This window comes from Streptomyces sp. TP-A0874 (assembly GCF_001748085.1).
Lineage (GTDB): Bacteria > Actinomycetota > Actinomycetes > Streptomycetales > Streptomycetaceae > Streptomyces.
Map to the genome: position 1 here is coordinate 108,626 of NZ_BBZK01000003.1, position 26,777 is coordinate 135,402.

Annotated in this window: 5 protein-coding genes; all 5 read left to right on the forward strand. The window is 74.3% G+C overall.

What is annotated here, in order from left to right:
• Positions 1-159 precede the first annotated feature (159 nt).
• The 5 genes from BGP73_RS00465 to BGP73_RS00485 are packed head-to-tail and all read left to right on the forward strand — an operon-like array spanning position 160 to position 26,774.
• Positions 160-5,676, forward strand: a complete 5,517-nt coding sequence (locus BGP73_RS00465; protein ID WP_280138113.1) for a type I polyketide synthase — start codon at positions 160-162, stop codon at positions 5,674-5,676.
• A complete protein-coding gene (locus tag BGP73_RS00470) occupies positions 5,673-10,247 on the forward strand; it encodes a type I polyketide synthase (RefSeq protein ID WP_069811168.1) in 4,575 nt (1,524 codons plus the stop codon). The genes BGP73_RS00465 and BGP73_RS00470 overlap by 4 nt, the downstream gene beginning before the upstream one ends.
• A complete protein-coding gene (locus BGP73_RS00475) occupies positions 10,244-16,834 on the forward strand; it encodes a type I polyketide synthase (RefSeq protein ID WP_069811170.1) in 6,591 nt (2,196 codons plus the stop codon). The genes BGP73_RS00470 and BGP73_RS00475 overlap by 4 nt, the downstream gene beginning before the upstream one ends.
• Positions 16,831-22,311: a type I polyketide synthase gene (locus BGP73_RS00480; protein ID WP_069811172.1), complete on the forward strand. Its 5,481-nt coding sequence runs from the start codon at positions 16,831-16,833 to the stop codon at positions 22,309-22,311. Before BGP73_RS00475 ends, BGP73_RS00480 begins: the two co-directional genes overlap by 4 nt.
• Positions 22,308-26,774: a type I polyketide synthase gene (locus BGP73_RS00485; RefSeq protein WP_079127094.1), complete on the forward strand. Its 4,467-nt coding sequence runs from the start codon at positions 22,308-22,310 to the stop codon at positions 26,772-26,774. The genes BGP73_RS00480 and BGP73_RS00485 overlap by 4 nt, the downstream gene beginning before the upstream one ends.
• Positions 26,775-26,777 lie beyond the last annotated feature (3 nt).

Below are 26,777 nucleotides of genomic sequence, written 5' to 3' on the forward strand. Positions count from 1 at the left end.
GCTGTCGCGGGTATTTCTCTGGCCTAGTGCCGTTCAAAGGCTCTTTCCGGTGGCCGGTGCTCGTTGTGTCGAGTAGTCGCTGAAGTGGGCTTTCTTTAGTCGGGGGATTCGTTTCCTGACTTCCGTCGTGTGTTCTCCGGGGCTGCCGGGTTCATGGGTATGCGGAAGGGGCGTTGTGGCGTGTCTGGAAGTCCTACTTCCAATCCTGGTGCGGAGATCGCGGTAATCGGTATGGCCTGCCGGTTGCCCGGGGATGTCCAATCACCCGAAGCCTTCTGGGAGTTGATATCCAGTAAGGGAGACGCTGTCAGCGAGGTGCCCGCTGACCGCTGGCAGGAATACCGCGGTCGGGACGCCAGGGCGGACTCCGTGATACGGCAGACGAGCCGGTACGGCGGATTCATCGCCGATGTCGCGGAGTTCGATGCCGATTTCTTCGGGATCAGTCCCCGCGAGGCGCAGGCCATGGATCCGCAGCAACGCCAACTACTGGAAGTCGCCTGGGAAGGCCTGGAAGCCGCCGGGATCGCCCCGGGCAGCCTCGCCGGCACCCGCACGGGGGTGTTCGTCGGGGCATGGTCGGACGACTACGGCCGCCGCCTTCTGGAGGACCTGCCGGGGATCGAGGCGTGGACCGGGGTGGGCTCCAGTCTCGGCAGCGCCGCGGCCAGGATCTCGCATCACCTGGGCCTGCACGGCCCGTCGGTGACGGTGGACACGGCCTGTTCCTCCTCTCTGGTGGCGGTGCACCAGGCCTCCCAGAGCCTCCGCCTCGGTGAGACGCCGCTGGCGATCGCAGCAGGCGTCAACCTCCTGCTCTCGCCCGGCCTCACGGTCAATTTCGACCGGGCCGGAGCGCTCTCGGCCACGGGGAGATGCCGCGCCTTCGACGCGGATGCCGACGGCTACGTACGCGCCGAAGGCTGCGGCGTGGTCGTGCTCAAGCGCCTTCCCGAGGCCCTCGCCGACGGCGACCGGGTGCTCGGTGTACTGCGCGGGAGCGCCGTGACACAGAACGGCCGTGGCCCGGGAATCATGGCCCCCGACAGCCGGGCCCAGGTGCGCACCATCCGGATGGCCTGCGCGGCGGCGGGCGTGCGGCCCGGGACCCTCGACTACATCGAGGCGCACGGCACCGGCACGCCGGCCGGGGACCGTGCCGAGGCCGCCGGCATCGCCGAAGCGGTCGGTGCGCTCCGGCCCGAGAACGCCCCCTGCCTCGTCGGATCGGTGAAGACGAACATCGGGCACGCGGAGTCGGCCGCGGGCATCATCGGTCTGATCAAGGTCCTGCTGACACTGCGGCACGGCCTCATCCCACCGAGCCTCCACTACCGGCGGCCGAACCCGACGCTGGCCGAAGGGGGGCTCGGCTTCCGCGTCGTGACGGAACCTGAGCCCTGGCCGCGGGGTGACCGGCCGCGCCGGGCGGGGGTCTCCTCGTACGGATTCGGCGGCACCAACGCCCACCTCGTGGTCGAGGAGGCGCCCGACGGCGGCTCGTCGCGGCAGACCGCGGAGGCCAGGAGAGGCGACGGTCCGCGGCGCCCCCTGGTGGTCCCCTGGTCCGCCTCCTCCCGTGCCGCGCGGGACCGGGCGGCCGAACGCCTCGGAGTGTGGGTGCGGGACGCCGCGGAGCCGGTCGACTTCCAAGCGCTCGCACACACGTTGACCGAACGCCGTTCACACGCCGCGCACCGCGCCGCCGCGGTGGCGGAGGACCTCGACGAACTGGAGCGGTTGCTGCGGGCGGGGGCGGCCGGGGACGCGGACGCCGATCTGGTCACCGGGCGCACGCTGCCAGGGGCCGAGACCGGTGTCGTCTGGGTGTTCTCCGGCCACGGCTCTCAGTGGACGGGTATGGCCCGTGAACTCCTCGCCGACGAACCGGTCTTCTCCGGTGTCGTGGACGAACTGGAGCCCGTCTTCGTGGCGGAGGCGGGGTTCTCCCTGCGGGAGTTCCTCCAGAGCGGGGACTCGGAGCGGGCCGGGGCGGACCGGCTCCAACCCGTGATATTCGCCGTCCAGACCGCTCTCGCCGAGATGTGGCGGGCACACGGTGTGCGGCCCTCGGCGGTGATCGGCCACTCCGTCGGAGAGATCGCCGCCGCGGTGGCGTGTGGCGGGCTCTCCCGGGCGGACGGCGCGCGCCTGGTCTGCCGCCGCTCGGTACTGCTCCGCACGGTCCTGGGCAAGGGGGCCATGGCCCTCGTCGCCCTCCCCGCCGACGAGGTGCGGCGACTGCTGGAGGAACAGAGCGACCTGCGACTCTCCGTCGCCATCAGCGCCTCCGCCGAGTCCACCGTCGTAGCCGGTTCCCCGAACGACATCGACACCGCGATCGAACGGTGGAGCGGCGAGGAGGTCCTGGCCCGTCGGGTCGCCTCGGACGTGGCCTTCCACAGCCCGCAGATGGACCCCCTCCTGGGGGATCTGGCCACCGCCGTCGAAGACCTCGGCCACCGCACTCCGGAGCTTCCCCTGTACTCCACCTCCGCGGACCGGCCGCGGGGCTCCCACCTGCTGGACGCCTCCTACTGGGTCCGCAACCTGCGTGGCGAGGTCCGCCTGGACGCGGCGGTCCGCGCGGCGGCGGAGGACGGCTACCGGGTCTTCCTCGAACTCGCCCCGCACCCCGTCGTCGTGCACTCCGTCCGCGAGACCCTGCATCACGCCGGTGTCGAGGACGTCTGCGTCACCGGGACGCTGCGGCGGGGCCTGCCGGAGCGCCGGGCCTTCCTCCGGGCAGCCGCTTCCCTGCACTGCCACGGGGTGCCGGTCCGGCTGGATGCCGAGGGCGACGCGTCCGCGACGGACGCCCCGCCCCGCGCGTGGGTGGCGGCGCCGACCACGGTCTGGGACCACCGGCGGCACTGGCACGGAGCCTCGCCCGCCGCCCGGATCGCGGGCGGGCATTCCCCGGACGGCGGGACACTGCTGGGCAGCCCCGTGCCGCTCGGCGGTCGTGCGAGAGGCCGGATGTGGCACACCGTCCTCGACGCCTCCTCGGTGCCCGGCACCCCCGAACGGTCCGGTGGGCGCCCGGCCGTCGGAGCGTCCGTCCTGCTGGCGACGTTGACCGCCGCCGCACGGGCGTCGGCGGCCGGTACCACCGCGGAAGTGGTCACGGTGCGCGGGGTGGAACTGCTGGACCGCCTTCCCGTGGACGTCGAGAGGCAGGTCCAGGTGGTCTCCTACGACGGTGAGTTGAGCGTCACATCGATGCCCGTCGGGGAAGACGAGCCGGACCTCACCCACGCCACGGGACGGCTGGAGCGGGGAGCGGAGGTGGACGGCCCGGTCGGCGGCGCCCTCGACGAGGCGGTGGCCGGACCGCCGCCGGGCGTCTCAGCCTCCCTCCCTGCGGCCTCCCCGTGGCAGGTCCTCGCACACCGCCGCTCCGAGGACGGACTGACCGCCGAGGTCGAGCTCGTGCGGGAACCCGACGCGGGCCGTGGGGCCGCCGACGCGTGGGCCGACTGGATCGACGCGGTGCTGTCGCTGGCCTCCGGCCTCCTGCCCGAGGCCGAGCGACCGGCCCTGGTGGAGCGGCTGGAGGAGATGACCGCCGTCGGACCGGCCCCTCGCCGGGCCCTGGTCACCCTCACCCGCTCCGAGAACGCCCAGGACGGCGACGAGTCGGCGCTCTCCGCCCGCGGTGGACCGTCGGTCGACGGGACGGTCTCGGGCCCGAAGGGCGAACTGCTGCGCCTCGGCGGGGTTTCCTTCTCGGTGGCGGACGCCGGCGGTCCGGCCTCTCCCGAGGAGAGCGTGCTCGCCGTGGAGTGGGAAGCCCTGCCCGGCCCGGTCGACGCGCCCGAGCCGGACACCGGCACCGTGCTGGTCATCGGACCGCCGGACGGGCCGGCCCGGACCGTCGAGGAAGGGCTGCGCGCCGCCGGCGCCCACCCCCTCCGGATCGACGGCCCCGAGCGGCTGGCCGACCCCGGACTCCGCACCCTGCCTACGCGGGCCGATGCCGCCCTGCTGGTGCTCTCCGACACCGGTCCGGCCTCCGGCACCGACATGGCGGAGCGTGTCGGGTGGGCCGCCTGGGAGACGGTCCGCGCGATCCGTGAACTAGCGCGTTGGCCCGAGGGGACCGCGCCGAAGCTGTGGTGCGCGGTCGGAGACTGGGAAGGCCGGGGCGCCGAGGCGCTTGCGCACCACGCGCTCCGGGGGCTGAGCCGGGTCGCCTCGGGAGAACACCCCGAACTATGGGGCGGTCTGGTCCACCGCGACGGTCACACCGCGGACCACCCGGCCTATCGGGACCTGCGGCGGGTGCTCCGCGAGGACCCGGGCGAGGAGGTCGTGCGGATCGCTGCCGCCGAACCGCTGCGGCCCAGGCTCGCTCCGGCACCGCTGTCGGACACCGTGAGTCTGCGATGCCGCCCGGACGGCACCTACCTGGTCACCGGCGGACTGGGGGCGCTCGGACTCCGCTTCGCCGAGGAACTGGTGGCGATGGGCGCCCGGCGGCTCGTGCTGGCCGGCCGCCGGCCGATGCCACCACGGGCGGCCTGGCCGGATGCGACCGACACGGCGACGCGCCACCGCGCCGAGCGCATCCGAGCTCTGGAGGACGCGGGTGCCACCGTCCGCACGGTGGCCGTCGACATCTCCGACGAGGAGCAGGCCCGCACCCTCCTAGCCCCGGAGGCGCTGGGTATGCCGCCGATCCGCGGCGTGGTGCACGCGGCCGGTGTGATCAGCGGAGGCACGCTGAGCGGTCTGACCCAGGGCTCGCTCCACGCCGAACTGCTGCCCAAGGTCGCCGGCGCGACGACGCTCGACCGGCTTCACCCGCCGGGCACGGTCGACTTCTTCGTCCTCTTCTCGGCGGTGGCGGCCCAACTGGGGCTCGCCGGACAGGCCGGGTACGCCACGGCCAACGCCTTCCTCGACGCTCTCGCCGAGCGGCGCCGTGCCGCGGGCTGCCGCCATGCGGTGAGCATTGCCTGGCCGGCCTGGCGCGGCACCGGTCTGGCCGCGACCGCGGGCTCCCTGGCCACGGAGTTCGACGCGGTCGGAGTGCGGGAGATGAGTGTGCGAGAGGGACTCGCGGCATGGCGGTATGCCGGGCGCTGCGCCCCCGCACACCTGGTGGTCCTGCCGGTGGACCGAACCCGCCGGCCGGCGCGGGCGCTACCGCTCCTGGAACGTCTCTTCACCGGGACGCCGACCGACGACGGGCGTGAGGACCCCGGCAACACCTCCTATCGGCACCTGGCCGGCGCGGAACTCCGGGAGCGGGTGGCGGACTCCGTGGCGGGCCTGGCGGCGGGGGAACTCGGCATGGCGGCGGCCTCCCTGGACCGGCGGAGCCCGCTCGCCGAGATCGGTATGGACTCGATCATGGCGCTGGCCATCCGCCGTCGCCTGGAGCGGGAGTTCGCCCTCCCGCTCCCCGCCACGCTGCTGTGGAACTTCCCCACCGTGCATGCGCTCGCGGAACGAGTCGCCGAACTGCTGAACCCGGCCCAGCGGACGGGGGCCGAGGAGGAGCCCGCGCCGCCTCCGGTGAGTGACGACACCTTCCCGGCGGTCGACGGATTCGCCGTGCTGCTGGACGAGTTCGAAACCGGCTCGGTGAGCCCCGACGGCGCCGGTCCATCCGAGGGTGCTGGTCCATCCGAGGGCGCTGGGCGATCCGCAACGAAGGGACAGGCATGACGAGCATGAGTCGACGGCTGGCCGGTCTGCCGCGCGAGCGACGCGGTGAACTCGCCACGCGGTTGGCCCAGGCGGCCGGCACCGTCGCGACAGAACCGATCGCCGTGGTCGGACTGGGTTGCCGCTTCCCCTCCGGGATCGCGACACCCGAGGCGCTCTGGTCCGCCCTGGCCGAAGGGCGCGACCTCGTCGGTGAGCGCTCCGACAACCGCTCGAACGGGGCCGGCCGTACCGGAGCCGTCGCGGACCCGGCGCTCCGGCACGGCGGCTTCCTCGACGATCCTTGGGGCCTGGACAACGAGTTCTTCGCCATCTCCCCCCGTGAGGCCGCGGCCATGGACCCGCAGCAGCGGATGCTCCTGGAGGTGGCCTGGGAGACCGCCGAGCACGCCGGGATACCGGTGCGCGGTCTGAGCGGCAGCCGCACGGGCGTGTTCCTCGGCCTGTACTACAACGAGCACCTGCAGGCCGGGCTCGCCGATCCGGAGTCGGTGGACGCGTACACCATCACCGGCGGGCTGCACAGCGTGGCGGCCGGCAGAATCTCCTACACGATGGGGCTGCGCGGTCCGTGCCTCGCCCTGGACACGGCGTGCTCGTCCTCGCTCGCCGCGGTGCACCTGGCCTGCCAGAGCCTGCGCCTGCGGGAGAGCGACCTGGCGTTCGCCGGCGGGGCCAACCTCATCCTCGGGCCGGAACTGACGCTCTCCCTGCACCGGTACGGCCTGCTGGCGGCGGACGGGCGGTGCAAGACGTTCGACGCCTCGGCGGACGGCATCGTGCGCACCGAAGGGTGCGCGATGGTCCTCCTCAAGCGGCTCGGCGACGCCCTCGACGACGGTGACCGCGTCCTGGCGGTGCTGCGCGGCAGCGCGATCAACCAGGACGGCAGGTCCAACGGCCTGACCGCGCCCTCCGGCACGGCTCAGCGGGAGCTGCTGGCGGACGCGGTCGCCCGCTCCGGCACGGACCCGAGCACCGTCGGCTTCGTCGAGGCGCACGGCACCGGGACCGAACTGGGCGACCCGATCGAGGTCGAGGCCATCGCCTCCGTCTACGGCGAGGGGGACCAGGGCGGACTCGCGCTGGGCGCGGTGAAGACCAACCTCGGCCACACCGAGGCGGCAGCCGGGGTCACCGCGCTGATGAAGGCCGTCCTAGCCGTACGCCACGGGGCGGTACCGCCGAATCTGCACTTCCGACGGCTCAACCCCAAGCTGGACCTGGCGGGCACCCGGTTGTTCGTGCCGACCTCCCTCACCGCCTGGCCGGTCGCCCGCGGCCCCCGGCTGGCCGCCGCCTCCTCCTTCGGCATGGGGGGAACCAACGCCCACGCCATCGTCGAGGAGTCACCGCTCCCGGAGCACGGTGCCCAGGTGGGTCGGCCGGCTGCCCCGCGGGTCTTCCTGCTCTCCGGCGCGAACGAGGGGGCGGCCAGGGCGAACGCCGCCCGGCTCGCGGAGCACCTCGAAGCCGGCCCGGTCGATCTTGCCGACGTCGCCCACACGCTGGCGCACCGGCGCTCGCCGCAGCCGGTCCGGATCGCGGTCGTCGCCGAGGAGGCGGCGCAGCTCACCGCACGTCTCAGGAGCGCGGCCCGGGGCGAGGCCGCCGCGTTCACCTCCTGCTCAACCGCCTCCCCCGCCGCCGCCAAGGGCGCCGTGTGGGTGTTCTCCGGCCACGGTTCGCAATGGACGGGTATGGGGCGTGAACTGCTCGAAGAGCCGGCGTTCGCGGCCGTCGTCGACGAGCTGGAACCGGTGTACCGGCAGGAGTCCGGGATCGACTTGCGGGCCGGACTCGCGGAGGCCGACCTCGACTCCCTGGGTGCCGACGGCGTCCAGCCGCTCATCTTCGCCGTGCAGGTCGGCATCGCGCAGACGCTACGCGCGTACGGAGCCGCCCCGGCAGCGGTGATCGGCCACTCGATGGGCGAGATCGCCGCGGCGGTGGTGGCCGGTGCACTGTCCCCGGCCGAGGCCGCCCGACTGGTGCTGCGCCGCTCCCGACTGCTCGCGGAGGCCGTCGGGAAGGGCGCGATGGCGGCGGTGACGCTGCCCGCTCCGGAGGCGGCCCGGCGGTGGCAGGACACGGGCGTCGACATCGCGATCCGGCCCACCGGCGACTCCGTCGTCCTCTCCGGAGCGCCGGAGGCCGTGGACGCCGTGGTGGCGGAGTGCGCGGCGGAGGGGATACCGGCCCGGCGGGTCGCGGCCGACGTCGCCTTCCACGGCAGGTGGATGACCGACCTGGCCGCCCGGTTGCCCGCGAGCGTCGCCGGGCTCACACCGAGCCGGCCGCAGGTTCCCGTCTACGGAACGGTGCATGACGACCCACGCCGGGAACCCGCCTATGACGCCGCCTACTGGGCCGACAACCTGCGCCGCACCGTGCGTTTCGCCGACGCGCTCGAAGCCGCGCTCGAAGACGGCCACCGGACCTTCCTGGAGGTGGCCCCGCGCGGCATCGTGGTCCCCTCGATCGCGCGGGTCGCGAAGGAACGCGAGGTTCCCGGCGTCACCGCGCTGGCTGCCGGGCGGCGTGGCGTGCCGGCCGCCGCGACGCTGCGGGCCGCCCTCGCCGGGCTGTACGGCGCCGGTGCGCCCGTCGACCTCGGAACCCTCGTGCCGGACGGCGAGCTGACGGACCTGCCGAGGTACGCCTGGCAGCACGACCACCACGGCAGACCGCACACTCCGGGCGCTCCCGGGGTCGACGGCGCCCAGCCGGTCCGCGAGGACTGGCTGCACCGGCTCACCTGGCGCCCGGCCCCGTCGCCCCGGCAGGAACCGGAGCCGGCCCCGGCGCGGCGTGGCGTGCGTTGGCTGCTGCTCGGCGACGACCCGGCCGGTACGGCCGGTGCTCTCGCCCGCAGGCTGGAGGAGGCCGGGGTCGGATGTGACCGGCTGCCGCTCGCGGAGGTCGACGCCGCGGACGACGGGGCCCTCTCCGACCTGCTCGCCGGCGCCGACCGCGTAGTCCACCTAGGCGGACTCGCGATGCCGGCCGAACTGGACGCCGACCCGTCCGTCGTCCACGAGGAGACGTACCGGCTGCTGCGGGTGCTCCGTGTGCTCGCCGACCGGTGCCCAAGGGCCCGACTGCACATCGCCACCCGGCGGGCGCAGGTCGTCCACCACGGTTCGGGCGTCCGTCCCGCCGCGGCCGCGCTCTGGGGGCTCGGTTCCAATCTCGCCCTGGACTACCCCCGGACCTGGGGCGGGGCCGTCGACCTGGACGTCGACGAGCCGGCAGCGGCGGCCCAACTGCTCGCCGGGGAACTGCTCCGCACCCGGCCGGAGGAGCCGGACCACGAACCCCAGATCGCCTACCGCGAAGGCCAGCGGCACGTCCTCCGGCTGGAGCGCGACCGGCTCACCGGCCCCCGGGCCAGGTTGGAGCCGGACGGCAGCCAACTGCTGCTGGGCGCCAGTGGTCTGCTCGGGCCGCGGCTGGCCGACTCCCTGGTGGCCATGGGGGCGCGGCACCTCGTGCTGGTCTCCCGCCGCGGGCCGTCCCGGGAACTCGTCGAACGCCTGCGGGCCTCCGGCGCCGAGGTGACGGCGGTGGCCGCGGATGTCGCGGACGCCCAGGCCATGGGGGCGCTGTTCGACCGGTTCGGCGCGGACCTGCCCGAGCTGCACGGAGTCTTCAACGCCACCCTGTCCGGCGGCTACACCGAGACCTCGGAGCTGACGGCCGCCGAGGTGACGGACATGCTCCGGCCCAAGGTGGACGGGACGGTGCTCCTGCACCGGCTGAGCCTCGGGCAACCGGTCCGGCACTTCGTCCTCTTCTCCTCCACGACCGCGCTCCTGGGCTCCCGGGGGTTGGCCCACTACGCCGCCGCCAACCGCTTCCAGGACGCCTTCGCGCACGTCCGTAAGGCCCAGGGGCTCCCCTGCCACGTCGTCAACTGGGGCGCTTGGGGCTCCTGGATGGACGCCGCGTCCTACGGCGAACTGATGTCGGACTCCGGGATGCGGGGGCTCGACGACGCCGCGGCGGTCCGCCTGCTGGAGTACGTCCTCGCCGACGACCAGGTGCAGCGGGTCGTGGTCGAGGCCGACTGGCCGGGACTGGCCGCTGCCTATCGCTCCCGGACGGCCATCCCCCTGCTGAACGAACTGGCCGCGGCCGACGGCGCCGACGCGCGGTCCGCCCCGGAGGCGGGAGCCGTGGGAGAGCGGATCAAGGCGGCGCCCCCGGCCCGGCGCCGCGTCCTCCTGCGGGAGCAGGTGCGGGAGACCGTGGCCGGCGTGATGGGGTTCGCCGATCCGCGTGAACTTCCCACCGACGAGGGCTTCTTCCAGATCGGCATGGACTCGCTGATGAGCGTGCAGGCACAGCAGCGGCTCAGCGGCGCTCTCGGCTGCGATCTGGCCCCGGCGGCCGTCTTCAACCACCCCACGGTGGAGTCGCTGACCGACCACCTGCTGGCCCTGCTGGCCCCACCGGACGCGGATTCCGCCGGGCGGCAGGAACCGCCCGCACCGGTTTCCCGCAACGACGAACTGTCCGACGACGAACTCGTGCAACGTCTGACGGAAAAGCTGAGGTCTCTGTCATGACCGCAAAGAACGATGACCGCCGTGGCCTGCTGATCGAGGCGATGGAGACCATCGAGCGCCTCGAGGAACGCCTCAGGTCAGCCGAGGACTCCCGCCGGGAGCCGATCGCGGTGATCGGGGTCGGCTGTCGTCTGCCCGGCGGTGCCGAGGGGCCGGACGGCTACTGGAGGCTGCTGGCCGAGGGACGCGACGCCGTGGTCGACGTTCCGCCCGGCCGCTGGGAACACGACCGGTTCCTCGGGGACGACCCCGAGGTTCCGGGGACCATCCGGGCCCGCGGGGCTGGGTTCCTGACCGGCTGGGAGCCGGACCGGTTCGACGCCTCGTTCTTCGGCATCTCGCCCCGTGAGGCGGCGGCCATGGACCCGCAGCAGCGACTCCTGCTGGAAGTGGCCTGGGAGGCTCTCGAACACGCCGGGCTGCGCGCGACCGACCTTCGCGGCAGTGCCACCGGGGTCTTCACCGGGGTCACCCTCCACGAGTACGCCGTCCGGCAGCTGCGGCACCTGGGGCCCGAGGACGTGGACGCGTACACCGTCACCAGCTCGCTGCCCAACCACGCCTCCGGCCGTCTCTCTTACTTCTTCGGCTTCAACGGCCCGAGTATCGCGGTGGACGCCGCCTGCGCGTCCTCGCTGGTCTCCACCCACCTCGCCTGCCAGAGCCTGCGCACCGGGGAGAGTTCCCTCGCGCTGGCCGCCGGCACCAACCTGATGCTGATGCCGGAGACCAGCATCACGATGAACCGGTGGGGCGCGCTCGCCCCCGACGGCCGGTGCAAGGCGTTCGACGCCGCAGCGGACGGACTCGGCCGCGGCGAGGGCTGCGGCGTCGTGGTGCTCAAGCGCCTCGCGGACGCCAGACGCGACGGCGACCGGGTCCTCGCCGTGATCCGTGGCAGCGCCGTCAACCAGGACGGGGCCAGCAGCAACTTCACCGCCCCCAACGGGCTCGCGCAGGAGGCCGTCATCCGTGCCGCCCTGAGCGACTCCCGGCTGACCCCCGAGGACATCGACTACGTCGAGGCCCACGGCACCGGTACGGCCCTGGGCGACCCGATCGAACTGGAGGCCCTGGCCGCCGTGTTCGGCGACCGGGCCGCCGCGGCCCCGCTCATCGTCGGCTCGGCCAAGACCAACATCGGCCACGTCGAGGCGGCGGCCGGGATCGCCGGACTCATCAAGTCGGTCCTCAGCCTGCGACACGGACACATCCCCCCGCATCTGCACTTCCGCCGTATGACGCCGAGGATCAGCCGGCGCGCCGCGGAGCTGAGGATCCCCACCGACGGTACCGACTGGCCGAACCTCGGCCGGCCGGCCCGCGCCGGTGTCAGCGCCTTCGGGGTCAGCGGGACCAACGCCCACATCGTGCTGGAGGAGTACCGCGCCGACGCGGACCCGGAGCCGACCGCCGTGGAGGACGCCCCCGGCGACCGCCACCGCCTCTACCCGCTGTACGCCGCGACCCCGGAAGCTCTGGGCACGGCCGCACGGCGGCTCGCCGACCACCTCGAAACGGCGGACCGCGGAGACCGGGACGGTGACGACCGCGAGCTGCTGGACGTCGGGCGCACTCTCACGGTGCACCGCACCCCGCTCCCGGAGCGGCTCGTGGTGCTGGCCAGGGACCGTGCGGAACTGGTGGCCGGCCTGCGTGCGCACGCCGAGAACACGCCCTCGGCCCAGGTGCTCACCGGACGGGCGCGGGCGAGCTCCGAGGCCGACGCCGTCTGGGTGTTCTCCGGCTTCGGCTCGCAGTGGGCGGGCATGGGCCGCGAACTGCTGGAGGCGGAGCCCGCCTTCGGGGACACGGTCGACCTGCTGGAACCGGTGATGCGGCAGGAAGGCGGTTTCAGCCTGCGGGCCTGTCTGGGATCGGGCGATTTCGGTGATGTCGCGCAGAGCCAGCCCGTCGTCTACGCCCTCCAGGTCGGTCTCGCCGCGGTGTGGCGCTCCTGGGGACTGCGTCCCGCGGCGGTGCTCGGGCACTCCATGGGGGAGGTGGCCGCGGCCGTGGCGGCGGGGGCGCTCACCAGCGCCGACGGCGCCCGGGTGATGTGCCGCCGCTCGCGGCTGCTGCGGGAACACCTGGCGGGCAAGGGCGGCATGGCCCTGGTCGAACTGCCCGCCGCCGAGGCGGCGGCGCGCCTCGCGGGCCACCCGGACCTCAACGTGGCCGTGCACGCCTCACCGCGTTCGACGGTCGTGGCGGGGCCGAACGCCGCTCTGGAGGCCCTGGTCGCCGAAGTGCGCGACCAGGGGCTGATGGCGAAGCAGATCAGGGGCGCGAACGGAGCGGGGCACAGCCCCCAGGTCGACCCGTTGCTGCCGCTGATCGAGCGGGCGTTGGCGGACATCGTGCCGGCCGAGCCCGATGTCCCCGTCTACACCACGGTCCTGGAGGACCCGCGCACCGTCCCGGTCTTCGGGGCCGGCCACTGGGCGGCGAACGCCCGCAACCCAGTCCGTTTCACCGACGCGGTGACAGCCGCCGCCGAGGACGGCCACCGGCTCTTCCTAGAGGTCTCGCCGCACCCGATCACCACGCAGTCGGTGACCGAGACGCTGGCCACGCTCGATGTGACGGACGCGTACGTCAGCGGCTCCACACGGCGCGAGGAACCGGAGCGCGAGACGCTCCTCACCGCCCTGGCGGGTCTGCACGTCCACGGAGTGTCGGCCGACTGGCGGCGGCTCCACCCGAGCGGGGAGCTGACCACGCTGCCGACCAACCCGTGGCGGCACGAAAGCCACTGGTACACCTCCGTCGGCCGGGGGCGCGGGGAGGAGACCGGGGGGCATCCGTTGCTGGGCACCGGTGTCCGGGTCCCCGGCCCACCCGTCCAGCACGTCTGGCGGGGCACGGTCGACACCGATCGACTCCCCTGGCTGGCCGACCACCGCTCCGAGGACGCGGCCGTCATGCCGGGCACCGCCTACTGCGAGATGGTGCTGGCGGCCGCGGCCGAGGCGTTCGGGGTCCACCCCGCGGACGTACGGGCGGAGGACATCGAGTACCTGCGGCTGCTCACCCTGGAAGAGCCCGTCGAGACGGTCACCGTGCTGACCGAGGAGACCGCCGACAGCGGCGTGGTCGAGATCCTCAGCTGGGACTCCGCGGGAGAGCAGGTGCGGCACGCCCGTGCCCGGGTGCGCCGCGCCGCTGCCGGCGAGCAGCCCGTCCGGGACCTCGACGCACTGGCCGCGCGCCATCCCGAACACCATGAAGCGGGCTCGCTGTACGCACGGCTGCGGGCGGCGGGCCAGCACCACGGTCCGGCCTTCGCCGGAGTGACGGGGGTGGCGACCTCGCCCGACCACGGGCACACCGCCCTGGGGAGCCTCGCACTGCCCGCGCGCTGCCGGGTCGGCTCCCACGGCATGTACGTCCATCCCGCGCTGCTCGACTCCGCGATGCAGCTCCTTGGCGCCGCCCCGACGGCAGCCGAGGCGGTCACCGCCGACGGGCCGGGCAGTGTGCTGCTGCCGACCGGTGTCGGCTCCCTTCGGGTGTGGGGCGATCCCTCGACCGGGGTCCGGTGCCTGACGGAGGTGGCGCGGCCGGAACGGGACGACGCGGCCGGTGCCGCCCTGGTCGGCAGGCTGCTCCTGCTCGACGCGGACGGCTCCGTGGTCGTCGAGGCGTCGGACGTCCGCCTGATGTGGCTGAGCCGTGCGCCCCGGTCGGAAGCGGAGCACGCTCCGCTGCTCCACGAGCTGTCCTGGCACCGTGAGCCGTTGGAGGCAGCCGTCGAGGAGCCCGGGGCGTGGCTCGTGCTCGCGGAGTCCGCCGACGACCCGTTGGCCGGAGAGCTGCGGGAGCGCCTGGGGGAGGAGGCCTGCCGGGTACTGACAGCCGTCGACGAGGAGGAGGTGCGCGCGGCCGCCGCGGACCCGGTGCTGCGTGGCGTCGTTCTGCTGCTGCCGCCCGCCCGCGCGGACGAGACGCTGCGGGCGGGCGCCCCCGAGGCGGCTCTGGAACGGGCGGAAGAGCGGGTGGCGCGACTGCTCGCTCTCGCACGCGCCCTGGCGACCACCGAACGCCCGGCGGCGGGCCCGCCCCGGCTGCGGGTCGCGGGGCACGGCGCGCTGCCCGTGGACGGTGCGGAGACCGTCGTGCCGGAACAGACCGCGCTCCGCGGGGTGATCCGCACGCTCGGCTGGGAGCATCCGGAGCTGAGAGCGTCCCTGACCGACTTCGGTGCCGCTCCCGCCTCGGCCGTGGTGGGCGACCTGGTCGCGGAACTGGCGGCGGACACCGACGAGGAAGAGGTGGCCTACCGGGACGGTGACCGTCTGGTGGCCCGGCTGGGGCCGGTCACCGAGGAGCGCCGAGCCGCACACCTCCGACGGCCGGTGGAGGGCGGGTCCGCGTTCCGCCTGGAGAGCACCGAACCGGGGAACCTGGACGCCGTGCGCCCGGTCCGGCGGGAGCGCGGGCGGCCGGCCGAGGGCGAGGTGGAGATCCGGGTCGAGGCCGCCGGGATCAACTTCAGCGACGTGCTCAAGGGCATGGGCTGGTACCGGCTGCCCGAGAATGACGACCGGGAGCTGCACCTGGGCGGGGAGTGCGCCGGTGTGGTCAGTGCGGTGGGCCCGGGGGTCGAGGGGGTCGAGGTCGGGGACCGGGTGGTGGCCATCGCCTTCCACAGCTTCGCCTCCCACACCATCACCCGACAGGAACTGGTCGTCCCACTGCCGGAGGGGCTGGACGCGGTCGCCGCGGCAGGTCTTCCCACGGCGTACGGCACCGCCTGGTACGGCCTGGTGGAGGTGGGCAGGCTGGAGCCGGGCGAGCGGGTCCTCATCCACGCCGCGTCCGGGGGCGTCGGTCTCGCGGCCGTCTCCATCGCCCGCGCCCGCGGCGCCCGGGTGTACGCCACCGCCGGAAACGAGGCGAAGAGGGAGTTCCTGCGCGACTCGGGCGTGGAGTGCGTACTGGACTCCCGGAGCGCGACCTGGGCCGAGGAACTACGGGAGGCCACCGGTGGTGCCGGCGTCGACGTGGTGCTCAACTCACTGCCCGGCGCGGCCATCCGATGGGGGCTGGAGGCCCTCGCGCCCGGCGGGCGCTTCATCGAGCTGGGCAAGCGGGACATCCACCAGGACCTCCGCCTGGGACTGCTGCCGTTCGCCCGCGCCCTGACGCTGAGCGCGGTCGACTTCGACCTGCTGACCCGCAGCCGGCCGGCGCTCGTCGGCCGACTGCTCAGGGAGACGGTGAACGCCGTCGCCGACGGGGTCCTCGACGTACTACCCAGTACGGCGTTCCCGCTGGACCGGGCCACCGAGGCCTTCCGGGTCATGGCCGCGGCCGAGCACATCGGCAAGCTGGTCGTGACGGTCGACGACGAGCCGCCGGGCCGCGTCGTGGTGCGGCCCGGCACGGTGCCGTTCGCCCGCCGCGACGGGGCGTACGTCATCAGCGGCGGCTTGACCGGCATCGGCCTGGCCACGGCCCGCCGGCTCGCCGAGCGGGGCGCCGGCGCACTGGTGCTCAACGGGCGCGGTGAACCCTCGGAGCCGGCCCGGCGAGTGATCGAGGAGGTACGCGCCCTGGGCGCGAGCGTCCAGGTGGTGCTCGGCGACGTGGCGCGGCCCGGCACGGCGGAGCAGCTGGTGGCAGCGGCGAAGAAGGACGGGCGGCCGCTCCGCGGCGTGGTCCACTCCGCGGCCGCCCTGGACGACGCCGCCGTCCTGCAACAGGACCGACGGCGACTGGGCCGTGCGTGGTGGCCCAAGGCGGTCGGTGCCTGGCGGCTGCACGCCGCCACGGAGGGCGAGGACCTCGACTGGTGGGTCGGCTACTCGTCCACCGCCTCCCTGCTGGGCTCAGCCGGTCAGGCGAACTACGCCGCCGCCTGCGCCTACCTCGACGGGCTCGCCCTGTGGCGCCGGGAGCGGGGACTGCCCGCGCTGAGCGTCGACTGGGGACCGTGGGAGTCGGTCGGCGGCGGTCAGGGACTCGCCGACCGCGGCTACCGGATGATCTCGCCGGACACGGGTTTCGCCGCCCTGGAGGAGTTGATCAGCCAGGGCCGGTGCAGCACCGGAGTGCTGCACTTCGACATCGACACGTGGTTCGCCGACTTCCCCGCAGCCGCGGCTTCACCGCTGTACGCCGGATTCCGGGCCTCGGAGGGTGGCGGGGGCGCACCGGCGCCGGGGCTCCCCGCGGCGCTCGCCGCCGCGTCGGACGGTCCCGCCCGCCGCCGGCTGCTCGAGGCGGAACTGACCGAGCAACTGCGCACCGTGCTGCGGCTGGGCCCGGCCCCGGTGGATCCCGCGGCGCCGCTGAGCACCTTCGGCATCGACTCACTGGGCGCCCTGGAACTCCGCAACCGCCTGGAGAAGGCGCTCGGCATCACCCTGCCCGCGACGCTGGTGTGGGCCCACCCCACCCTCGCGGCCCTCGCCGGAAACCTCGGAGAGCGGCTCGGGTTCGTACTCGACCCGCCGACCGGGGACCCCGCCCCGGAGCCGGACCCGGACCTCACCGACGGAGACCAGGAACTACTCGCCCAGATACTGCGGACGGTCGACGAGGGCGCCGCGGAGCGCACACCCGAGGAGCCTGCCCGATGACCGATCTGACCGCACTCATCGAGAAGCTCTCGCCGCAGGCCCGCGCCGCCCTGGCCCGGCAGCTCGCCGACGCGGGCGTCACCGTGCCCGGCGACCGGCGGGGCCGGGAACCGATCGCTCTGATCGGCATCGGCTGCCGCTACCCCGGGGGCGTCGCCTCCCCGGACGACTTCTGGCGGCTGCTCAGCGAAGCCCGGGACGCGGTTGGCCCGTTCCCCGCCGAGCGCTGGGGCGGGCCGGTCAACGGCCTGACGGGGGAGCACCCGCCGGCCGCGCCCGAGAGCCGGAACCCGATCCGCAGCGGAGGCTTCATCGAGGACGCGGACCGCTTCGACGCGGCGTTCTTCGGCATCTCCCCCAGCGAGGCGGTCGGGATGGACCCGCAGCAGCGGGTGCTGCTCGAAGTCGCCTGGGAGGCCCTGGAACACGCCGGCCAGGCACCACGGGAGCTCGGCGGCAGCCGCACCGGCGTCTACGTCGGGATCGCCGCTCCCGACTACATCGTCGAGCGGTTGCACGACCCGGCCACTCGGGACGACCTGCACACCGTCACCGGGGCGATCCACAGCACGGCCGTCGGACGGCTGTCCTACCTCCTTGACCTCCGGGGCCCCTCGGTGGCGGTCGACACCGCCTGCTCGTCGTCGCTGGTCGCGGTCCACCTCGCCTGCCAGAGCCTGCGGGACGGTGAGAGCGACCTGGCCCTCGCCGGCGGGGTCCACGTCATCAGCTCGGTACTGACCAGCTTCGGACTGCGCACCGCGGGGCTGGCCGACGAGGACGGCCGCTGCAAGACCTTCGACGCGTCGGCCAGCGGCATCGTCCGGGCCGAGGGATGCGGGGTGGTGGCACTCAAACGGCTGTCCGACGCGGAGCGGGCCGGCGACCGGATCCTCGCGGTGATCCGCGGCAGCGCGGTCAATCAGGACGGGCGCTCCACCAGTCTCACCGCGCCCTCCGTAGCGGCCCAGCGGGAGGTGCTCACCGAGGCGCTGAGCCGCTCCGGGGTGGCGGCGGAGGACGTCGGCCTGGTGGAGACGCACGGCACGGGAACAGTCCTGGGCGACCCGATCGAAGTCGAGGCGTTGTCCGCCGTATACGGGGGCGGGAAGCGGGGAGCCTGCGCGCTCGGGGCGGTGAAGACCAACTTCGGGCATGCCGAGGAGGCCGCAGGCGTGGCCGGGCTGATCAAGGCCGCGCTCTGCGTTAGGGCCGGAGTGGTGCCGCCGAACCTGCACCTGACCACGCTTAACCCCGACATTTCCCTGGCGGGCACCCGGCTGGTCGTGCCGCGGCGGACGATGGAGTGGCCCGTCGAGGCGCCGACCCGGTACGCGGCCGTCTCGGCCTTCGGCATGGGCGGCACCAACGCCCATCTGGTGCTTTCCGGGCCGCCCGTGGTGGCCGAAGCCCCGCCCGAGGGCCCGCGCCCCAAGGCCTTCGCGCTGCCGCTGACCGCGGGGTCGCCGGCGGCGCTGCGCGGCACCGCGCTGCGGACGGCGGAGTGGCTCGACGGGCCCGGAGCCGAAGCGGACCCGGCCGATATCGCCCACACCCTGGGCCGGCGCTCGTCGCTGGAGGAGCGCCTGGTCCTCGTGGCGGACGCCCACACGCCGCCGGTCACCCTCGCCGAGAGCCTGCGCGCCCACGCCGCCGGAGAGACCGTGCCCGGCGTGGCGGTCGGCGGTGTGCTGCCCGCGGCGCGGCGGGGCACCGTCTGGGTCTTCCCCGGACAGGGGGGCCAGTGGGCGGGGATGGGCCGCGAACTCCTCGCCGAGGACGCCGACTTCGCCGCTGCGGTCGAGGAGATCGACCCACTGGTCCGGCAGGAGGCGGGCTTCTCCGTCCGGCAACTGCTCGCCGAGGGCGCCGACCCGGACGTCGACATCGCCCGAGCCCAGCCGCTGATCTTCACCGTGCAGGTCGCGCTCGCCCGGGTCTGGCAGGCCCACGGCCTCCGGCCGGCGGCCGTCCTCGGCCACTCCATGGGGGAGGTCGCCGCGGCCGTGGTGGCGGGGGCGCTGTCGCTGCCGGACGCCGTACGGGTGATCTGCCGGCGCTCTCGCCTGGCGGCGACGAGCCCACGGGGCCAGGGGGCCATGGCGCTCGTCGAGCTCTCGGCGGAGGCGGCCGCCGAGCGCCTCGCCGGCTGTGACGACGTCTCGGTGGCGGTCCTGTCCGGGCCGCAGAGCACCGTGGTCTCCGGGGCTGCCGAGCGCATCGACCAACTGGTGGCCGAGTGGTCGCGGGAGGGGCTCCTGGCGCGCCGGATCAGGGGGGTCACCTTCGCCTCCCACTCCCCGCGGATGGACTCGCTGCTGCCCGAGCTCCGTGAGGAACTGGGCCAACTGTGCCCGCTCGAACCGCAGGTGACGTTCTACTCGACGGCGGCCGACGACCCCCGGGCCGAGGTGGTGTTCGACGCCGACTACTGGGTCACCAACCTGCGCAACCCCGTACGCTTCGCCGACGCCGTGGCCGCCGCTCTCGTGGACGGGCACCGGTTGTTCGTCGAGATCTCCCCCCATCCGACCTCGGAGCCGCAGATCTCCGCGGTCGCGGAGGCCGCGGCGGTGTCGGACGCCGTGGTCGTGCCGTCCCTGCGCCGCGACGAACCCGAACGCCGCACGTTCCTCACCAACCTGGGCTCCCTGTACTGCCACGGCGTACCCGTGGCGCTGCCGGGCGCCGGAGGCGGTCGGCTCCTGGACATGCCCACCACGGCCTGGGACCGCCGGCGCTACTGGCTCCGCCCCGAGGGGGCGCGGGGCCCCGCCGTCTCCCGCGACGCGCACCCGCTGCTCGGCGTGCACATCGAACTGCCCGGAGAGCCGGGGCACCACCTCTGGCAGGCACGCGTCGGTGCGGACGTCCTGCCCTGGCTCGCCGAGCACCGGGTGGGCGATGTGCCGGTGCTGCCGGGCACCGCCTACTGCGAGATGGCGCTGGCGGCCGCGGCCTCCGCCTTCCGGGCGGCGCCGCAGGCGATCCTCCTGGAGGACATCGACTACCAGGCGCTGCTGAGCCTCGACGAACCGGTCACGCTCACCGTCACGCTGCGTACGACCGGTCCGCGGCAGGCCGTGGTGGAGATCGTCTCGGCCGCCGACGGGGCGGAGGGCCGCACCGTCCACGCCACGGCGCGGACCGGTCTGCTCACCCCTGACGAGGAGTCAGCAGGTGCGACCGCCCTGCGCGATGTGCCGGGACTGCTGGCCGCCCACGGCGATCACCGAGCCGCGGACAAGCTCTACCGGCGTATGCGGGAGTCCGGCCAGTACCACGGGCCCGCTTTCCGGGGGACCACCGAGCTACGGCTGGACCGCGGCCCGGAGAGCGGGCAGTCGGCCGGAGGGGAGCTGTCCGTCGTCTCCCGGCTCGGCCGGCCCGCGGAAGCCCTGCCGCACCCGATGCTGCACACCCACCCCGCACTGCTCGACGGTTGGCTCCACCTGATCGCGGCCGCGGTACTCGACCGTTCCGAGACCTACCTGCCGGCGGGACTCCGCCGGCTGCGGTTCCACGGGGACCCGGACGACGCGGCCTTCGCACACGCCAGACTCCGTCCCGCCGGACAGGGCACGGACCTGCTGGCGGACGTGGAACTGCTCTCCGAGAGCGGGCTGGTCGTGGCGGAGGCGGGCGGCATCTTCCTGCGGGAGGTCGCCGGGACCGAACTGCCGGTGACCACCCGGGGACGGCTCCTGGAGGTCGTCTGGGAGGAAGCGGCGCTGCCGTCCGGCCAGGCGTCCGGCCGGGGGCAGGGTGTGGTGGTCCTGGGAACCGGTGAGCACGCCCAGGCCGTTCGAACGGCCCTGGCGGAGGCGGGCCGGCGGTGCACGACCGTCGTGGTCGACGACGAGCAGGCGCTCGCCGAGGCGGCACGGACGGCCGGCGACGTACTGCTGCCGCTGGAGGTGGACCAGGCGGTCGCCGGCGGATCCGATGAAGCCGCGTGGCTCGTGGACACCCAGGCGAAGGTCCTCGCCGCGGCGCGTGCGGCGGTCGCCCTGGCCACCGCGCCGGCGGGCGAGGGCGGAGCACGCGCCCGACTGTGGATCATCACCCGGGGCGCCCGGGCGCTGTCCGCCGCAGAAACCCCGGACCTGACGCAGGCGGGGATCCGCGGCCTCGCCCGGACCCTCGCCCTCGAACACCCCGATCTGCGGACCACGCTGGTCGACCTCGACCCGGAGGGGGACGGCCTCGCCGACCTCGCGGCGGAGCTTGCGGCAGGCGGCGACGACGAGGTCGCCTGGCGCGGCGGCCGCCGTCACATCGCCCGGCTGCGGCGGGGCGGGGATCCCGAGAGCGACGGCTCCCGGCCGGCGGTGCGGGCCGGGAGCGGATACATCGTCACCGGCGGGCTCACCGGCGTGGGACTGCGCACCGCCGACTGGCTGGCGGCCCGCGGCGCCGGCTGCTTGGTGTTGAACGCCCGGTCCGCACCCGACGCCGAAGCCGAGGAGGCGATCTCCCGGATGCGGGCCGCGGGGACGGAGGTACGCGTCGTACGGGGAGACATCGCCGCCCCCGAAACCGCTGACCGGCTGGTCAAGGAGGTTGCTGAGGCCGGTTACCCGCTGCGCGGCGTGGTGCACTCGGCCATGGTCCTCGACGACTGCGTCGTCGCCAATCTCGACGCCGAGCGGCTGGACCGGGTGTGGCGGCCGAAGGCCCTCGGGGCGTGGTGGTTGCACCGCGCCACCGCGGACACCGAACTCGACTGGTGGGTCTGCTACTCCTCTATCGCCTCCCTCTTCGGAGGCGCCGGACAAGCCAACTACGCGGCCGCGAACGCCTTCGTCGACACGCTCGCCGAATGGCGCGCCGCCCGCGGCCTGCCGGCCCTCTCCCTCAACTGGGGCGGCTGGGCCGAGATCGGCCGGGCCCGGGAACTCACCCACGAGGCCTTCCCGAAGATGCCACCCGCCGAAGGGCTCGCCGTCTTCGGGGCCCTCGCCGGACGGCGCTCCGGGACCGCCGCCGTGCTCCGGCTGGATACCGAAGCGTTGGCGCGCACCATGCCGGAGACGCTCTCGTCGTCGTTCTTCGCCCCGCTCGTCGAGGAACGCCGGGACCCGGCGGACGACGACTGGATCGGTGCGGACGCCCTGCGGGCGCTTCCGCGGGAGCGGTTGCGCGAGACGGTCGCCGCGCGGTTGCCGGTCAGGGTGGCGCGGATCCTCGGCTACCGCTCCACCCAGCTGAGCACCACCACGGCCCTGACCCGGATGGGACTCGACTCACTGATGGCGGTGAAGACCAAGAACGCCGTTCTCGCCGACTTCGGGGTCGCGCTGCCGGTCGCCCGGCTGCTGCAGGGCCTCAGCCTCACCGAACTCGAGGACCTCATCGTCCGGGAGCTCGCGGGCGAGGGCACCGGGCAGCCCGGAGGGCCCGACGCCGTCGCGCAGGCACAGCAGCGCGCCCGGGCACGGCGGGCCTCGCAGACCAAGCGCCGGAGGAACAAGTGAACGTACCCCCACAGACCCCCGCCGCGGCGACCTCGGCTCCGGAGTCCCGGGGTGGCGCGCCGGAGCCGGCCGACGAGGAGTTCGACGGCATCGCCGTCATCGGCATGGCCGGCCGGTTCCCCGGTGCCCGCGACATAGGTGAGTTCTGGGCCAACCTGCGCTCCGGCAAGGAGAGCATCGTCGACGTCTCGGAGGAGCAGCTCGTCGGGGAGGGCGTCCCCGACGAGCTGCTTGGAGACCCGCACTACGTCAGGCGCGCGGCACCCGTGGACGGGGTCGACGAGTTCGACGCGGAGTTCTTCGACCTCACTCCGCGGGCGGCACGCACCATGGACCCGCAGCAGCGGCTCCTCCTCCAGCTGAGCTGGCACGCCCTGGAGGACGCCGGGTACAACCCGCTGGGCTGCGACCGGTCGGTCGGCGTCTTCGCCACCGCGTCGGTCAGCTCCTACCTGCTGTACAACCTGCTCTCCCGACAGGACACCAGAGCCCTGCTCGGCGCCGGGCTCAGCCTCGAACTCGTCCAACTCGTCGGCGGCAACGACCCGAACTTCGTCGCCACCCGCGTCGCCCACGCCTTGGACCTGAGGGGGCCTGCGGTCGGCGTCCAGACGGCCTGCTCCAGCGGCCTGGTGGCGGTGCACACGGCCTGCCAGAGCCTGCTGTCCGGGGAGTGCGACATGGCCCTTGCCGGCGGGGTGTCGATACGCGTCCCGCACAGGGCGGGATACCTGTACGACCCGGGCGCGATCATGTCGCCGGACGGCAGTTGCCGTCCGTTCGACGAGCGGGCGGCCGGAACGGTCTTCGGTAGCGGCGGCGGGGCGCTTCTCCTCAAGCCCCTGGGCGACGCGCTCGCCGACGGCGACCCGGTCCACGCGGTCATCCGGGGATCGGCGATCAACAACGACGGCTCGCAGAAGATGGGCTTCACCGCTCCCAGCATCGACGGGCAGGCGCAGGTCGTCGCTGAGGCGCTCGCGGTCGCCGGGACGGCACCCGGAAGTATCGGTTACATCGAGGCGCACGGCACCGGCACCGCGCTCGGTGACCCCATCGAAGTGGCGGCGCTGGCCACCGCGTTCGACGGGGTCGGGCCGGGGCGGCACATCGCTCTCGGCTCGGTGAAGTCGAACATCGGGCACCTGGAGGTGGCCGCGGGCATCGCCGGCCTGATCAAGACGGTGCTCTCCCTGAAGCAGCGGGAGCTGGCGCCGACCCTGCACTACTCCCGCCCCAACCCGGAACTCGCCCTGGAGAAGACGCCGTTCTACATCGCTGACCAGCTGTCCCCCTGGACCGGTCCCGGTCCGCTGCGGGCCGGCGTCAGCGCCCTGGGAGTGGGGGGAACGAACGCCCACGTCGTCCTGGAGGAGGCGCCGCCGGTCCCGGCGGAACCCTCCCGCACCGGTCCCGCCGTGCTGTTGCTCAGCGCCCGGACCCCCGAACAGTTGTCCGAATCGGGCCGCCTGCTGGCGGACCGGCTCGACGGCGACAGCCCGCCGGCGCTCGTCGACGTCGCCGCGACCCTCGCCACGGGCCGGCATCCGCAGCAGCACCGCCGCGCGGTGGTGGCCAGCAGCCCCGAGACCGCGGCAGCCGCTCTGCGGACCGCCGGGCACCCGTCGCGACACGAGGGACGGGCCCTGCTGGAGACACCCGGAGTCGTCCTGCTCATGCCTGGGCAGGGAGCCCAGTACCCGGGTATGACCAAAGGGCTCCACCGCGCCGACAGCACTTACCGGCGCCACTTCGACTGGGCCGCCGAGGGCTTGTCCGACCTCCTCGGCCTCGACGTCCGAGCGGCCGTCCTGGACGGCGACGAGGACGCGCTGCGCCGCACCGACCTCGCCCAGGCCGCGCTGTTCTCGGTGGAGTACGCGCTGGCCAGCCGGCTCGCGGAGCACGGCATCCATCCCACCGCGCTCGCCGGCCACAGCGTCGGCGAATACACCGCCGCCCTGCTGGCCGGTGTGTTCTCGCCGGAGGACGCGTTGCGGGTGGTGGCCGCCCGCGGTGCGCTGATGCACGCCGCACCCCCTGGCGCGATGCTCACCGTCGGCCTCCCGGAGCAGGCCGCCCGCGAGGCCGTCGCCGGGACCGGTCTGGAGGTCGCGGCCGTCAACGAACCCGGCCACACGGTGGTGGCCGGCCCGGAGGCGGCCGCCGGAGAGCTGACGGAGCGACTCGCGGCTCGGGGAGTGTCCGTACGGCGCCTGCACACCGCGCACGCCTTCCACACCGCCGCCCTGGACCCGGCGGCCGGTCGGTTCGCCGACCGCATGGCCGAAGTCGCCCTGCACGTGCCCCGGATCCCTCTGCTGTCCGCCACCACCGGCGACTGGATGACCGACGACGAGGCCCGCGACCCAGGCCGGTGGGCACGGCAGATCCGGGTCCCGGTCCGGTTCTCCGACCTGCTCGCCACGCTGCTGGGCGAACCCCGACAGGTCCTGGTGGAATGCGGGCCGGGCCGCGCCCTCACCACCTTCGCCCGGCGTAACCCCGGTTGGGGCGACGGGCACCGGGCGCTGCGCCTGGTGCGCCATCCGCGGGAGGAACGCGACGACCACGAGACGTACCTGCTGGGGCTCGGCGCCCTGTGGACCGCGGGGGTGGACCCGGATTGGCAGGGCCCGGAGGGTGGCCCCGCGGGGCGGCGCGTGTCGCTGCCCGGCTACCCCTTCCGGCGCGACCGCCACTGGATCACCCCGATCTCCACCGACCTCCCCACCGGCTCGTGGGAGGCGGCAGCCTCCCACGACCGGTCGGCGGCGCCCGCCGACCCGCCGGCCGAAGCCGGTGGGACCCCCGTCGACCGCGCCGTACGGCTGATCAGCACCATCTGGACCGAGACACTCGGCGTCCCTGACGTCGGGGAGCACGACAACTTCTTCGACCTCGGCGGTGACTCCGTCGTCGCCGTGCAGGTGGCCTCCCGGGCCTCGCGCGGTGGTCTGTCGATGACGCCCCAGGACATGTTCCGGCACCAGACCGTGCGGGCCCTGGCGACCGCCCTGGCGGAGACCAGCGGCGGGGAGGACGACGCCGTCGGCACCGCCTCGACGGACACCCCGCCGCTCACCCCGACCCAGCAGTGGATCGCCGAACACCCGGGCGGGCGCCTGGCGGAGTTCACGGTGCCGCTGCTGCTCGACATCGGGCCGGACGTGGCCGCCGAGGTGGTCCGGGAGGCGGTCGGAGCCGTCGTCGCACACCACGAGGCGCTCCGCCTCCGCCTGGAGCGCCGCGACGGCCTGTGGCAGCAGCGCATCGAGCCCGCAGGCGACTTCGACGTCCCCACCATCCCGCTCCCCGGCGGGCTCGCCGCGGTCGGCGCGACCATCGCCGACCTGGGCCGGGACCTGCTGGGGCGGTCGGGGCCGCTGCTGAGGGCAGCCATCCTGGAGCCGGTTTCCGAGGGGCCGCGCCGGCTGGCCCTGGTGATGCACCACTTCTGTGTGGACAACGCCTCCGAACGGATCCTGCTCGAAGACCTCGCCACCGCATGCGGCCAGCTCATGGAAGGCCGGCCGGTCCGGCTGCCCGAGGTGGCCACCGAGTGGTCTGCCTGGGCGCGGTGGGTAGCCGGTCTGGCGGCCGCGCCCGAGGTGCTCGCCGAGCGCGGCGAGTGGCTGGAGCTGCTGCGAGCGGACGCCGCCGTCGGCCTGCCCACTCGGTCCACGTCGCGGGAGGGGGCCACCCGCGACGTCCGCCTCGCCTCGACCGAGCTCGACCAGGAGACGGTCGAGGCGCTGACCCGGCTCCAGCGCGAGCGACGCGCCCGCATGGAGGAGTTCCTGTTGGCCGCCGTGGCGGTGGCCGTCACCGAGGCGACCGGCGAGGAACGCGCGCTGCTGGATGTGGAGGGGCACGGGCGGGCAGCGCTGCCCGCCGGCATGGACCTCAGCCGCACCATGGGTACCTGCACCACGCTCCATCCGGTCACCGTGGAGACCGGGCGCAGGGGGATGACCGGCGCCGTCGACTCCGCCCGGCGAGCGATCCGGTCGACGCCCCGCGAGGGGCTGGGGTACGGCGTGCTGCGGACGCTGCACGCGCCGTCCGCACGGCTGCTGGACGGCCTGCCGCGACCGGACCTGCTGGTGACCTACCTCGGCACCGTCACCTACGACGCGGTCGCCGAACTCGCCGGCGGGCCGCTGCGGGCCTCGACCGCGGCGGAGCTGTCAGCGCTCGCCGTGCCGGGCTGTCTGCTGCACGGCACGGAACTGCGGGCCTACGTCCACCACGGCCGGCTCCACCTGGACTGGTGGTTCGACGCCGGCCGGTACGCGCCCGAGGTGGTGGCAGCCGCGCTCGACCGGGCGGCGAGCGCACTGAGCACCCTCTCCCAGGACGCCGCGGCCGCCCCGGACGCCGCCCCCGGCAGTACCCGCTGGGCGGACGTCAACCAGGACGAATTCCGGATGCTGTTCGGCGAGCAGCACCGCGACATGTGAGGA